Origin of the sequence: Pandoraea sp. XY-2 (genome assembly GCF_004193915.1) — a bacterium.
GTDB lineage: Bacteria > Pseudomonadota > Gammaproteobacteria > Burkholderiales > Burkholderiaceae > Pandoraea > Pandoraea cepalis.
This window is the reverse complement of sequence record NZ_CP030849.1, coordinates 1,762,171-1,775,399: the sequence shown is the minus strand read 5'-3', so window position 1 is coordinate 1,775,399 and position 13,229 is coordinate 1,762,171. Positions and strand designations below refer to the sequence as shown.

The following is a 13,229-nucleotide window of genomic DNA, read 5'->3' as shown; positions in this document are numbered from 1 at the left end:
CACACGTCACGCAGCGGCGGCATTGAAGCCGGTCTCCGGACACCGGTCCAACACCCTTGATCCGCCGCCCCGTAACGCTCGCGCCCAAAAAGCAAAAAGGCCCCGCGACATATCGACGCGGGGGCCCATCGGCAACACCATGGTCAGCGCTGCGCGCTCTGCACTGGCGCGCTCACTGCGCGGCGAGCAGCAACGCGTTCGTACGCTTCACATACGCCGCCGGGTCTTCCAGGCTGCCGCCTTCGGCCAGCAGCGCCTGATCGAACAGCAGTTGCGCCCAGTCCGCCAGATCGGCACGCTCTGCCGTCAGACGCTGGATCAACGCATGCTCCGGGTTGATTTCGAGAATCGGACGGAATTCCGGCATCTTCTGCCCCGCCGCCTTCATCAAGCGCTGCAGCGTGCCGCTCATGTCGTTCTCATCCGACACCAGGCACGACGGCGAATCGGTCAGACGGAACGTCACACGCACGTCCTTGGCCTTGTCACCGAGCACTTCCTTCATCTTCTCGATGAGCGGCTTGAGGTCGCCGCTGGTCTTCTCCTGGGCGGCCTTTTCCCCCGCATCTTCCAGCGCGCCCAGATCCAGATCGCCACGCGCCACGCTCACGAGCGCCTTGCCGTCGAAGTCGTGCACGTACGAGAGCATCCACTCGTCGACGCGATCGGTCAGCAACAACACTTCCACGCCCTTCTTGCGGAACACTTCCAGATGCGGGCTGTGGCTCGCCGCCACCCAGCTCTCGGCCGTGACGTAGTAAATCTTGTCCTGACCGTCCTTCATGCGGCTCACGTAGTCGGCCAGCGACACGTTCTGCTCGGCCGAATCGTTGTGCGTGCTCGCAAAGCGCAACAGCTTGGCAATGCGCTCGCGGTTCGCCTGATCCTCGCCGGTACCTTCCTTGAGCACCTGCCCGAACGCGCCCCAGAACTGCGTGTACTTGTCCTTCTGGTTCTCGGCCAGATCTTCCAGCAGTCCCAACACACGCTTTGCGCAGCCTTCGCGGATTGCCTTCACATCGCGGCTTTCCTGCAGGATTTCACGCGACACATTGAGCGGCAGATCGGCGGAGTCGACCACCCCGCGCACGAAGCGCAGGTAGTTCGGCAGCAGTTGTTCCGCGTCGTCCATGATGAACACGCGCTTGACGTACAGCTTCAGCCCGCCCTGCGAATTGCGATCCCAGAGATCGTACGGCGCATGGCCCGGCACATAAAGCAGTTGCGTATATTCGCTGCGCCCCTCGACGCGGTTGTGCGTCCACGCCAGCGGCGCCTGCATATCGTGCGCGATGTGCTGATAGAACTGCGTGTACTGCTCGTCCGTGATTTCGCTCTTGCTGCGGGTCCACAGCGCGCTCGCCTGGTTGACGGTCTCGTCGGACTCGGCGGGCACCATCGCCTTCTTTTCTTCGTCCCATGTTTCGCCGCGCATGACGATCGGCAGCGAGATGTGATCCGAATACTTGCGGATGATCGACTGGAGTTGCCACGACGAGAGCAGTTCGTCTTCGCCCTCGCGCAGATGCAGCGTGATGGCGGTGCCGCGCGGGGCGCGCTCGATGGTCTCGACCGTGAAGTCGCCCTCGCCCGCCGACGACCAGCGCACACCCTCCGAAGCCGGCAGCCCGGCGCGGCGCGACTCGACCGTCATGCGATCGGCCACGATGAAGCCCGAGTAGAAGCCCACGCCGAACTGGCCTATGAGCGCGGCGTCCTTCTGCTGATCGCCCGACAGGCGCGAGAAGAACTCCTTGGTGCCGGACTTGGCGATCGTGCCGAGATGCGCGATGGCTTCCTCGCGGCTCATGCCGATGCCGTTGTCCTCGATGGTGACGGTGCGGGCGTCCTTGTCGAACGACACGCGAATCTTGAGTTCCGGATCCTGCTCGTACAGCGCGGCGTCGTTGATCGCCTCGAAGCGCAGCTTGTCGGCGGCATCCGAAGCGTTGGAGATCAGTTCGCGCAGGAAGATTTCCTTGTTGCTGTACAGCGAATGAATCATCAGTTGCAGAAGCTGTTTGACTTCTGCCTGAAAGCTCATGGTGTCTTGCGCCATGGTCGGGAATCCTCGTGAATCGGTGAGATGGATGGAATATCGACACTGACCGCCGGCCGGCGCACTTGCGCGCGCGCTGCCGGAGCGGCGGTACCCGATGAAAATAGGGACGGCGGGCCGGCATTTCAAGGCCGGCAGCAGGGTTATTTCGCGGCAGCTTGCGCGACGATACGGGAAATTACGGCAAAACCTGGCGAAGCGCCGTGCCAGCGAGACGGTCGAACCGCCCCCACACCCGCTCAGGCGGCCAGTTCGAGCTGCCGCGAGAGGAAGGTCAGCATGGCGGGGTCGCTGGAACAGGCGATATTCATGCGCATCCAGGTACTCGGCGCCTGACGCGGCGAGAACAACGCCCCCGGCGCAAACAGGAAGCCCGCTTCGTGCCCCGCGGCGGCGACCGCGCTGGTATCGACGCCGGTGTCGACCCAGAAAAACATGCCCGACGTCGGTTCGCCGAACATGCGCAGGCCGATGCGCTCCAGACGCCGGCGCGTGGTGTCGCGCACCTCGTCGAGACGCGTACGCAAGCGCTCTACGTGACGCCGGTAATGCCCCTCGGTCAGCGCCTTGTAGACGATCCGCTCGTTGATCTCCGGCGTCGTCGAGCCGGACAGCATCTTGTGATCGACGAAGGTCTTCGCCAGCGCCGGCGAACACGCCACGAACGCCACCCGCAGGTTCGCGGCGAGCGTCTTCGAGAAGCTGCCCATGTAGATCACGCGCTTGAGCTGATCGAGACTCGCCAGTCGCGCCACCGGCTGGTGCGACGGGCACAGATCGCAGTAGATGTCGTCTTCGAGCACCATGAAGTCGTACTGCTCGGCCAGACGCAGGATCTGGAAGGCGCGCGCCGCCGTCAGCGACGTTCCGGTCGGATTCTGCAGGATCGAATTGAGGATCAGCAACTTGGGCCGATGCTGCTGTACCAGGCGCTCCAGCGCCGGCATGTCGAGTCCGTCGGGGGTGTACGGCACGCCGATGGTGTGGGCGCCTTGCGACGCGATGCGTCCGAACATGACAAACCACGCCGGGTCCCCCACCAGCACCGTATCGCCCGCGCGCACGTACAGGCGCAGCAGAAAGTCCACCGCCTGCGTAATGCCTGACGTCAACACGATTTGCTCGGGGCGCGCGCCGATTTCGAGTTCCGCGAGTTGCGTCTGAAGTTGCACGCGCAGTGGCAGGAAGCCGTGCGGGTTACCACTTTGGAGCAGATGCGCGCTCGACTGACGGCTCATCGAGCGCATGGCCGACGTCATCATGTCGGCATCGAGCCAGCTCGGCGGCAGATAGCCCATGCCCGGACCGCGCTCCGGCGCGACCGAGTGAAGCATGCTGCGCACGAGCCAGGCCACGTCGATCGGCCCCTGCGCGACCATCGGCGCCGCCGCGTTCTGCGCGGGCATCACAGGCCGCTCGCGCACGTAAAAGCCCGAGCCGCGCCGCGCCTCGAGATAGCCCTGCGCGACCAGCCGCTCGTACGCCTCGACGACGGAAAAGCGCGACACACGCTTGTCTTCCGCCAGCGAGCGAATCGACGGCATGCGCATGCCGGGCAGGAAGACGCGCTCCTCGATGCGCAGGCTCGCCCAATGCACGAGCTGATCGACAAGCGTCATGCGCGACGTGTCGAGCGCGGCGTTATCGGCCAGCACCAGCGGAGAAATGGGGGTCGTTGTCGTCATCGTCTATCCACCTGGGCAAAGCTGAGCGCCGCGTCGCGGTCAAAGTGTCTGCTGCGCGTCGGCCCGGTATTGCGGGGATTGTCCATCGGTCGCCACTCTACGCGCGCCAAATTCTCTGTCAATCCTTAACTGTACCGAAGATTACTTTGTCATCTGTACCGGTACTGTACCGGAGTTAACCGATAAAGTGTCTTCTCAACTGGAGACCGCCATGCGTGAAATCCGACTCTTCGAACTGGACCGGGAACAGACCGTCTTCTGGCAGGCCCCGGCTGCCGACCTGCCGCAATCGCTTCAGGTGCTGCAAGGCGTCCTGTGGCTGACCGTGGAAGGTGAGCCCGCCGACCATTGGCTGCAAGCCGGCGAGAGTTTTGAGATTCGGGCCGGTCAGCGCGTGTGGCTGGGCACATGGCAAGACGGCGTGCGTCTGCGCGTGAGCCATCCTGCGGCCACACTCACCGCGTCTGCCGGCAAGCGCCTCGTGCGCGCCGGGTGGCGACTGGCGTGGCGCGATCTCGCCGTGCGCATGGCCAATCGGACGATGACGCGACTCTCGCGTGGATGACCCGAGGAAGGAACGAGGCGGAGTAAGCTATCGATTTTGCCGCCCGAACCCGCCATGACCGCACCCCAAGTCCTGAAACTGGATCATCTCGTCGTTGCCGCGCAAACGCTGGAGGCGGGCGAAGCCCATGTCATCGAGCAGCTCGGCCTCACCGAGGTCGTACCGCAGCGCGGCGGCAAGCACGCCCGCATGGGCACGCATAACAGTTTGCTGGGCCTGTGGGGTGGCGCTTACCTAGAGATCATCGCCATCGATCCGGAAGCCCCGCCGCCAGACCGGCCGCGCTGGTTCGGCCTCGACGACGAGGCCGTTCAGGCGCGCCTCGAGGCCGGCCCCTACCTCGCGCACTGGGTGGCGCGCGTGGAACGTCCGCGCTCGCTGCCACGCTGGCAAGCGCAGTATCCGCAGCGGTTGGCGCCAGTCATGGCGATGCAGCGCGGCGCGCTGTCGTGGCGGATCGGCGTGCCCGACGACGGCAGCCTGCCCGCTTGGCAAGGCGCCGGACAAGGTCTGCTGCCCACGCTGATCCAATGGGATTCGGCGCAGCACCCGAGCGATGCGCTGCCGAGCGCCGATTGTGCCGTTACCGCGTTGCGCGGCTTCCATCCGCAGGCGGCGGCGATCCAGGCGCAATTGCAGTGGCTTGGGGCCGACGCGCTCGTCAACGTCGAAGCCACGCTGGTCGAGCCGTCGCTCACCGCCGAAATCGAAACCCCCGACGGGCCGCGCACGTTGCGCTAGGCCCGCCGCACCGAACGCCCGGCACACCGTATGACGGGCGGATGACGCAGGACCAGACATACGAGGCGACACCATGAATTCGCGTGAATCCCGGGGCATGCTGATCGGATTGATCGGTGTGCTGATCTTCAGCCTGACGTTGCCGATGACACGCATCGTCGTCGCGGAAGTCAACCCGTTGCTCAATGGGCTGGGGCGCGCGCTGGTCGCCTCCGTCTTCGCGGGCGCCCTGCTCTGGTGGCGTCGCGAGGCATGGCCCACGCCACGCCAGATCAAGAGTCTCGCCATCACCTCGTTGGGCGTGATCATTGCGTTCCCGGTGTTTTCCGCATGGGCGATGAAGACGATTCCGGCGTCGCACGGCGCGGTCGTCAACGGCTTGCAGCCGTTCTGTGTCGCGATCTATGCCTATTGGCTCGGCGGTGAACGTCCGTCGCGCGGGTTCTGGGCTGTGCCCTCGCCGGCAGCGTGCTGGTGATGGCCTTCGCGCTGCGCGCCGGGGGCGGCAGCCTGCATGCGGCCGACGGGCTGATGCTGCTGGCGGTGGTCATCGGTGCGCTCGGCTATGCCGAGGGTGGCAAGCTCGCGCGCGAGATGGGGGGCTGGCAGGTGATCTGCTGGGCGCTCGTAGTGTCGGCGCCGGTGCTGGTGCTGCCGGTGGGCTGGCTGGCGTGGCATCAGCCGTGGCCGGTCAGCGGCAAGGCATGGGGTGCGTTCGCCTACGTGACGCTCTTCTCGCAGTTCATCGGCTTCTTCGCGTGGTATGCGGGTCTCGCCATGGGCGGCATCGCACGCGTGGGCCAAGTACAATTGCTTCAGATTTTCTTTACGATTGCGCTGTCCGCCCTCTTTTTCGGCGAACACGTCGACACGGCAACGTGGCTCTTCGCCGCGGGCGTCGTCCTGACTATCGCACTCGGCAAGCACATGAAGATCGGCGCCTCGCGACTCACGGGCAAACCGGTCTGAAGGCACGCCACGGCGCATGCGATCCCTGCGCCGCGACGCGTCTCCCCCCGGCGTTTGCGCCAGCCCCCACGCGCTCGGCATGCGCAACGCCCGATATCAGCGGCCGGTCGATCCGGCCGCCCTCTCAAAGCGAGACCCTCATGCATGATTGGCAATATTCCGAACGTGCCCGCCATCTGACCAGCTCGGCGATTCGCGAAATCCTCAAGGTCACGGAGCGCCCGGACGTCATTTCGTTCGCCGGCGGCCTGCCGTCGCCCGCGACCTTCCCCGTCGAGCGCATGCGCGCGGCCGCCGAGCGCGTACTGACCGACTCGCCGCAGGCCGCTCTGCAATACAGCGCCACCGAAGGGTTCGCCCCGCTGCGCGAATGGATCTCGAAGCGCTACTCGCGAGATGGCCTGACGCTCGCGCCCGAGAACGTGCTGATCACCACGGGGTCGCAGCAGGGCCTGGACCTGATCGGCAAGATCTTCATCGACGAAGGCAGCCGCGTGCTGGTCGAAGCGCCGAGCTATCTGGGCGCGCTGCAATCGTTCTCGCTGTTCGCCCCGACGTATGTGCCGGTGCCGACCGACGACCACGGTCTGCTGCCCGAGGCGCTCACGCCCGAGCAAACAAAGGGTGCGCGCTTCCTGTATGCCATGCCGAACTTCCAGAACCCGACCGGACGCCGCCTGCCGATGGCGCGCCGCGAAGCGCTGGCCGCCGTTGCCAAGCGCGACGGCCTGGCGATCATCGAAGACGATCCGTACGGCGAACTCGACTACGAAGGCCAGCGCCTGCCGAGCCTCATGTCGCTCGCCCCGGCGCATGTGCTTTACATGGATCGTTCTCGAAGGTGCTCGCGCCGGGGCTGCGCCTCGGCTTCATCATCGGCCCACAGACAGTGATCGCCAAGCTGGTGCAGGCCAAACAGGCCGCCGACCTGCACACACCGAGTCTCACGCAGCGCATCGCCTACGAGGTCGTGAAGGACGGCTTCCTCGACACGCACATCCCGTCGATCCGCACGCTCTACGCCGCGCAGGCCAACGCGATGCTGGCATCGCTGGCGAAGCACATGCCGGCAGGCACCCGTTGGACCCCACCGGCCGGCGGCATGTTCGTCTGGTTGACATTGCCCGCCGGCATCGACACCATGCAGTTGCTGGAAAAAGCGATTGCGCAGAATGTGGCGTTCGTGCCCGGCGCGCCGTTCTATGTCGGCACGCCGCCCGCGAATACGCTCCGGCTGTCGTTCGTCACCGTGCCGCCCGAGAAGATCGAGGTGGGCGTTGCGCGCCTCGGGGCGCTCGTCGCCGAAGCGCTCGCGCGGCGCGCCGCCTGATCCGTTTGTCGCCCCTGCCGGCCTGAAGCGATTCAGGCCGGTCGTCGACGCGATCGACAGGCTCGCACTCAACCAACCTATCGGGCCGATGGCTCGGTCCGATTCAACGCATCTGCAAGGAAGCCGTACATGTCCGTCTACGACAAACTGAAGCAACTGGGTATCGAACTGCCGACCGCCGGCGCGCCCGCTGCCGCCTACGTGATGAGCGCGCAGACCGGCAACACCGTGTTCCTCTCGGGCCACCTGCCCAAGAAAGACGGCAAGATCTGGACCGGCAAGCTCGGTCAAGACGTGAGCGTCGACGAAGGCAAGGCCGCGGCGCGTGCCATCGCCATCGAATTGATCGCCACGCTGCACGCGCACACGGGTGACCTGAACAAGGTCAAGCGCGTTGTGAAGCTGATGAGCCTGGTCAATTCCACGCAGGACTTCACCGATCAGCATCTGGTGACGAACGGCGCATCGGAACTGATCGCCGAAGTCTTTGGCGAGGCCGGCAAGCATGCGCGTTCGGCGTTCGGCGTCGCGCAAATCCCGCTGGGAGCGTGTGTCGAGATCGAGCTGATCGCCGAACTCGCCTGATCATCGTTCGATGGCCGCCTGACGCTCGGCGCATGGCGTTGTGATGGGAGGCGTGCCGCCTTGCGGCCGTCTTCCTCCCCCAACCACAACCGCTCCCCGCCGATCCGTCATCGAGCCAGCACTGGGCAGCGCCGGCCAATGCTCGTGTGGGTCTAGAACGCGCTCTTGATCACGCCCCCGTCGGCTCGTAACGCCGCGCCTGTCGTCGCCGACGACAGCGGACTGGCGACGTATGCCACGAGCGACGCAATTTCCTGCGGCGAAGCAAATCGCTTGATGAGCGATGTCGGGCGGACCGTCTCGAAGAATTCTTTTTCGAACGCCTCGAACGACTTGCCGTCGGCCTTGGCAAGGGTCTCCACGAATTCCCCCACGCCCCGCGATTTCGTCGGCCCCGGCAGAACGCTATTGACGGTAATGCCCGTGCCGGCAACGGCTTCCGCCAGCCCGCGCGAGACTGCAAGCTGCGCGGTTTTCGTCATCCCGTAGTGAATCATTTCCGTGGGAATCTGTACGGCGCTTTCGCTTGAAATGAAAATAATGCGGCCCCAGTTGGCCTGCCGCATCGCCGGCAGGAACAGACGCGCCAAACGCACGCCACTCAGCACGTTGACGTCGAAGAAGCGCTGCCAGTCCTCGTCGGGAATGGCTTCAAACGGCTTGGGCTCGAAGATGCCCAGGTTATTGACCAGAATTTCCACATTCGGATAGCGCCGCGCGAGTTCGTCCGCTGACGCCGCGGTACTCAGATCCCCCGCAAATCCGCACACGTCGCCGCCGGTGTTCGCTTTGAGTTGCGCAACCACGTCGTCGACCGATGACTGGGCGCGACCATTGACGATCACGCGCGCGCCTTCCTGCGCCAGTGTGCTGGCAATGGCGAGACCGATGCCGGCCGTGCTTGCGCTGACCAGCGCGAGTTTGCCCTTCAATTGCAGGTCCATGAGTGATTTCCTATTCAGTGAATGCATTGAGATGACGACGTCCCGTCTTGAACAACGGAACGTCGCCCACAGGTTCACGTACGGGTGATCGAGGCGCCGCCATCCACCAGCGACGCCGTACCGGTCACGAAAGACGAATCGTCCGACGCAAGATAGAGAACCGAACGCGCCAGTTCTTCTGGCTTCGCGACGCGCTTGAGCGCATGCAACCCGGTCACGAATGCCTGCGACGCGTCGGTATCGTTCATGTCGCGATACATCTCCGTGTCCACGGCGCCGGGCAACACGGCGTTGACGCGCACACCCTGCGCACCGTACTCGGCGGCAAGCGCCTGCGTCAACCCGATCAGCCCGGCCTTGCTCGCCGCGTAGGCTGCCGTGCCGGGAAACGCGAACGAGTAACCCACGAACGTCGACGTGAAGATGATCGATCCGCCGCCTTGCTTCAGCATCTCGGGAATCTGGTGCTTCGCGCCCAGAAAGGCACTCGTCAGGTTCGTCGCCAGCGTGGCGTTCCAGCCCGCTTCGGAAATGCCGGTGGTCGGTCCCATCTCACCGAGCGTGCCGGCGTTGTTGTAGGCGATGTCCAGACGGCCGAAGCGGCTTACCGCAAGCGCGACCAGCGCCTTCGCAAAGTCCTCCGATTGCACGTCGCCGGCCAGATACGCGGCTTCGCCACCTTCGCTGACGATCTCCGCCGCGAGCGTTTCCAGTTCCGCCGAGCGGCGCGCCGCCATCACCACCTTGGCGCCTTCCTTCGCGAAAAGCTTAGCGGTGGCTCGTCCGATACCCGCACTGGCCCCCGTGACGATGGCGACTTTCCCTGTCAAGCGTTGCATGTTCAATCTCCTGAACCGCTGTGTCGGCCAGTGCGGTATGCCCTGGCCCGTGAAGAGACTATAGGTTTCATATTTGATTGCAAAAAGGCATAGAAAATGTTTATATCATTCATCTTTTATGAATGATTGCGAATGGGTATGGACCGTCTTCGCGCCTTTGAGGTTTTCGTGACCGTGGTCAGTCGGAGGGGGTTTGGGCGCGCGGCGGAGGCGCTCAGCACGTCGCCCGCAAACGTCACTCGCTATGTCAACGAACTGGAAGCGCATTTGGGCACGCGCCTGCTGAATCGCACGTCGCGTACGCTGTCGCTCACCGAAGGCGGAGAGACGCTCTACGCCCGCTGCAAGTCCATCCTTGACGATGTCGCGGAGACCGAAGGACTTGTGAGCTCCGCAGCGGTCGAACCGCGTGGACGACTTCGCATCAATGCGCCCGTGAGCTTTGGGATTCAATATCTGGCACCGCTATGGCCTCGGTTCACGCAGACCTATCCCGGCATCGAACTCGACGTTGCGCTGATCGACCGCGTCGTCGATATCGTCGACGAAGGCTACGATCTGGCGATCCGCATCTCGCGTGCCGGTCCGACCAGCCACGCCGCCCGCAAACTGGCCACATCGCAAAACATCCTGTGTGCGTCGCCGGCCTACCTGGACCGCGTCGGACATCCAACCGTGCCGGCGGACCTGTTCACGCATCGCTGCATCGGATACACGTATGCGGCCACCGGCGACGAGTGGCAACTGATCGACGGTGGCGGCAAGACCCACGCCGTGCGGGTCGACTGCCACATGCATACCAATAACGGCGATACGGCGCGCGCGGCGGCGTTGGCCGGACAAGGCATCATCTGGCAACCCACGTTCCTGATCGGCAACGATCTGCGTGCGGGCACGCTCGTTCAGGTGCTGCCCGACTATCGTCTGCCTGAAATCGACATACTTGCCATGTACCCGAGCCGCCGACACCTCAGCGCACGCGTGCGCGTCATGATCGACTTTCTGGTCGGTGCGTTCGGCGGTGTGCCCCATGGGATCGGGGTGACGCAAACGAGGTGGGCATCGCGCCGGCGACGCGCTGATGGCGCGTCACGCGCCTATGTTCGGCGTGCTCGGACGTTCCGGTTCAGGGGCCGGGGAATCGTTCTGCGCGTTGGTGCGCGTTGGTGCGCGTTGCCGGTGACGATCAACGCGGCTTGCCGCTGCCGTAAGCGCGCCGCATGGCTATCGCGACAGCAAGCGATATCACAACCGCCACCGCCAGCAGCGCAATCACGCCGTGCCAGCCGTGCGACTTGAGCATGACGCCCGAGTAGCTGCCGAGCAGGCTTGAGCCCATGTAGTAGAAAAACAGGTATAGCGCCGAGGCGATCGCCCGCCCCTCGGTCGCGCGGCGCCCCACCCAACTGCTGGCGACGGTGTGCGCCCCAAAGAAGCCGAACGTCAAGATCGCGAGACCGATCACCACGCCCAGCACTTGCGACGCCAGCAGGGTCACCAGTCCCACGAACGCCAACGCCACCAGCACCCACAGCAGCCGGGGACGTCCCACGCGGTCCGACAGCGGTCCCGCGATGAACGAGCCAATCACGCCGATCAGATACATCGCAAAGATTGCGCCAATGGCGGCGTGCGGCAAGTGAAATGGCGGCGCCGACAGGTGAAAGCCCAGATAGTTGTAGACGCTCACGAAGCTGCCCATCATCAGGCCGGCGAACAGGTACAGGCCGAGCAGCGCCGGATCACCGAGGTGCCGCCGCGCATGTCCGATCGCTTCGCGCACCGTCATGTCGCGCGGCGAAAAACGACGCGAATGCGGCAGGCTGCGGGCGAACTCCAGCCCCATCGCCAGACAGACCAGCCCGATTACCGCCACCGACACGCGCCACGAGAACAGGTCGGCAATCAACGCAGACAGCACGCGCCCGGCCATGCCACCGAGAATGTTCCCGCCAATGTAGAGCCCCATCGACATTCCGAGCGAGCGCTGATCGATTTCCTCGCTCAGGTATGCCATTGCGATCGCGGGCAGTCCAGAGAGCGCCAGGCCCTTGAGGGCGCCAAGGATGACGATCGTCTCGAAGTTGGTAGAAAAGGCACTCGCAAGCGTGAGCACCGACGAACTGAGCAGCGCAATGGTCATCATCCGCTTGCGGCTCACACGATCTGCGGCGACACAGGTCACGAGCAGACCCAGCGCCATCATCATCGTGGCTGCCGAGACCGACCAACTCGCCTGTGCCGGCGTGATGCCGAAGGTCGTGGTCAGCAGCGGCAACAGCGACTGCATGCAGTACAGCTGAGCAAACGTCGAGAACCCGCCGAAAAAGAGGGCCCGGCTGATGACGGCGTATTCGCGTGTACCGCGCGCGACACCCGCCGGAAGCTTGGATGCCGACGTACCGGCGCTTGAGGCCATGCCATTGGGAAGCGGAAGGGAGTTCGTTGATGCCATGACGCTGGACCGGCTCACGCGAGTCTGGGGGGAAATGTATACAGCGAATGATAGGTTTGCCGTTACCCCACGTCCAATATATATTTAATCGATATTTCCATATATAAAACAGATCAATCGAGGACTGAAGGATGGAACTGCGTCATCTGCGCTACTTCGTGGCCGTCGCTGAAGCGTTGCATTTCAGCCGTGCGGCGCAGAAGCTCAATATCGGCCAGCCGCCGCTCTCCATGCAGATCCGCGCGCTGGAGGACGAGTTGGGCGTGGCGCTCTTCGAGCGCTCACAGCGACGCGTTTTCCTGACCACCGCCGGGCGGGCGTTCCTCGTGCGGGCGCGTCAGATCCTCGCCGACGCGGAAGCCGCCCGTCAGGAGGTGCAACAGATTGCGGGACTCGACGCCGGGGAATTGCGCATCGCGTTCACGACGTCCGCACCGATGACGAACCTGATGAAACGGGTCCTCACCGGCTATCGCCTGCGATATCCGCGCGTGACGCTGACGTTGATCGAATCGCCTTCGGAGCGGCAACGGGACGCGCTCACCGAGCGCACGCTGGACATTGGCCTGGTGCGTCAGGCGGACGACGCGCCGCCAATCGCAGGGCTCAGTTTCGAGACATTGATCGACGAAGCGCTCGTCGTGGTCTTGCACCAGGGTCATGCGCTGTCAGGGCGCGCAAGCCTGTCCATGGCCGACCTCGCCCATGAGGCGTTCATCATGCATCCGCACGATGTGGGCACGGCGATCGATGGAAAAATACGGCGGATGTGCGAGCGCGCAGGGTTTTCGCCGCGCGTCGTACAGGAAGCCCGCGAGTCGACCACCATCGTGGCACTCGCGGCGAGCGGGCTGGGCGTGGCGATACTCCCGGCCGCCGTACGATGCATCCAGATCGAGGGCGCATGCTTCATGGACCTTAGCGAGCCCGACGCGCACACGCCCCTGCTGCTGGCCAAGCGACGCGACGACACGAGCCCATTGGTGCAGGCGTTCGTCGCGATTTGCCGCGAAGTGGCGGGCCGCCTTCATGAGACGACGCCGCCAGGCGCATGAGG

At 64.4% G+C, this 13,229-nt stretch carries 10 protein-coding genes and 2 pseudogenes; 7 read left to right on the top strand and 5 right to left on the bottom strand.

Going from position 1 to position 13,229, the window contains the following annotated elements; all coding sequences use genetic code 11:
- Positions 1-172: 172 nt before the first annotated feature.
- Positions 173-2,059, bottom strand: coding sequence for a molecular chaperone HtpG (gene htpG, locus DRB87_RS08085; RefSeq protein ID WP_130025538.1), 1,887 nt, complete (start codon positions 2,057-2,059; stop codon positions 173-175).
- Between the two features lie 239 nt (positions 2,060-2,298).
- Positions 2,299-3,744, bottom strand: a complete 1,446-nt coding sequence (locus tag DRB87_RS08080; protein ID WP_130025537.1) for a PLP-dependent aminotransferase family protein — start codon at positions 3,742-3,744, stop codon at positions 2,299-2,301.
- A 211-nt stretch (positions 3,745-3,955) separates the two neighbouring features.
- Between DRB87_RS08080 and DRB87_RS08075 the strand changes: the two genes are divergently transcribed.
- From DRB87_RS08075 to DRB87_RS08055, 5 genes and pseudogenes are all read left to right on the top strand, one after another.
- Complete coding sequence (locus DRB87_RS08075) at positions 3,956-4,309, top strand: DUF2917 domain-containing protein (protein WP_130025536.1); 354 nt, start codon at positions 3,956-3,958, stop codon at positions 4,307-4,309.
- Between the two features lie 54 nt (positions 4,310-4,363).
- Complete coding sequence (locus DRB87_RS08070) at positions 4,364-5,050, top strand: VOC family protein (protein WP_130025535.1); 687 nt, start codon at positions 4,364-4,366, stop codon at positions 5,048-5,050.
- 73 nt (positions 5,051-5,123) lie between these two features.
- Positions 5,124-6,019: pseudogene (locus tag DRB87_RS08065) on the top strand (DMT family transporter).
- Positions 6,020-6,159: 140 nt separating this feature from the next.
- Positions 6,160-7,349: pseudogene (locus DRB87_RS08060) on the top strand (PLP-dependent aminotransferase family protein).
- A 129-nt stretch (positions 7,350-7,478) separates the two neighbouring features.
- Positions 7,479-7,934: a RidA family protein gene (locus DRB87_RS08055; protein ID WP_130025534.1), complete on the top strand. Its 456-nt coding sequence runs from the start codon at positions 7,479-7,481 to the stop codon at positions 7,932-7,934.
- Between the two features lie 152 nt (positions 7,935-8,086).
- On the opposite strand, the gene DRB87_RS08050 is transcribed toward DRB87_RS08055, so the two are convergent.
- Entirely contained in the window at positions 8,087-8,878 is a 792-nt protein-coding gene (locus tag DRB87_RS08050) for an SDR family NAD(P)-dependent oxidoreductase (protein WP_130025533.1), read from the bottom strand.
- A gap of 74 nt (positions 8,879-8,952) precedes the next feature.
- Positions 8,953-9,717, bottom strand: coding sequence for an SDR family oxidoreductase (locus tag DRB87_RS08045; protein ID WP_130025532.1), 765 nt, complete (start codon positions 9,715-9,717; stop codon positions 8,953-8,955).
- A 138-nt stretch (positions 9,718-9,855) separates the two neighbouring features.
- Here DRB87_RS08045 and DRB87_RS08040 point away from each other — a divergent pair, with 138 nt between their 5' ends.
- On the top strand, positions 9,856-11,016 hold the full coding sequence (locus tag DRB87_RS08040) for a LysR family transcriptional regulator (protein WP_370363734.1): 1,161 nt from the start codon (positions 9,856-9,858) through the stop codon (positions 11,014-11,016).
- Here the strand turns inward: DRB87_RS08040 and DRB87_RS08035 are convergent.
- A complete protein-coding gene (locus tag DRB87_RS08035; RefSeq protein ID WP_130025531.1) occupies positions 10,904-12,172 on the bottom strand; it encodes an MFS transporter in 1,269 nt (422 codons plus the stop codon). The genes DRB87_RS08040 and DRB87_RS08035 overlap by 113 nt on opposite strands.
- 131 nt (positions 12,173-12,303) lie before the next feature.
- Here DRB87_RS08035 and DRB87_RS08030 point away from each other — a divergent pair, with 131 nt between their 5' ends.
- A complete protein-coding gene (locus tag DRB87_RS08030) occupies positions 12,304-13,227 on the top strand; it encodes a LysR substrate-binding domain-containing protein (RefSeq protein ID WP_130025530.1) in 924 nt (307 codons plus the stop codon).
- The last annotated feature ends 2 nt before the right edge of the window (positions 13,228-13,229 follow it).

Bases quoted from the DNA above. Each gene is read 5' to 3' on its own strand.
- htpG (WP_130025538.1), bottom strand. From the start codon at position 2,059: ATGGCGCAAGACACCATGAGCTTTCAGGCAGAAGTCAAACAGCTTCTG.
- DRB87_RS08080 (WP_130025537.1), bottom strand. From the start codon at position 3,744: ATGACGACAACGACCCCCATTTCTCCGCTGGTGCTGGCCGATAACGCC.
- DRB87_RS08075 (WP_130025536.1), top strand. From the start codon at position 3,956: ATGCGTGAAATCCGACTCTTCGAACTGGACCGGGAACAGACCGTCTTC.
- DRB87_RS08070 (WP_130025535.1), top strand. From the start codon at position 4,364: ATGACCGCACCCCAAGTCCTGAAACTGGATCATCTCGTCGTTGCCGCG.
- DRB87_RS08055 (WP_130025534.1), top strand. From the start codon at position 7,479: ATGTCCGTCTACGACAAACTGAAGCAACTGGGTATCGAACTGCCGACC.
- DRB87_RS08050 (WP_130025533.1), bottom strand. From the start codon at position 8,878: ATGGACCTGCAATTGAAGGGCAAACTCGCGCTGGTCAGCGCAAGCACG.
- DRB87_RS08045 (WP_130025532.1), bottom strand. From the start codon at position 9,717: ATGCAACGCTTGACAGGGAAAGTCGCCATCGTCACGGGGGCCAGTGCG.
- DRB87_RS08040 (WP_370363734.1), top strand. From the start codon at position 9,856: ATGGACCGTCTTCGCGCCTTTGAGGTTTTCGTGACCGTGGTCAGTCGG.
- DRB87_RS08035 (WP_130025531.1), bottom strand. From the start codon at position 12,172: ATGGCATCAACGAACTCCCTTCCGCTTCCCAATGGCATGGCCTCAAGC.
- DRB87_RS08030 (WP_130025530.1), top strand. From the start codon at position 12,304: ATGGAACTGCGTCATCTGCGCTACTTCGTGGCCGTCGCTGAAGCGTTG.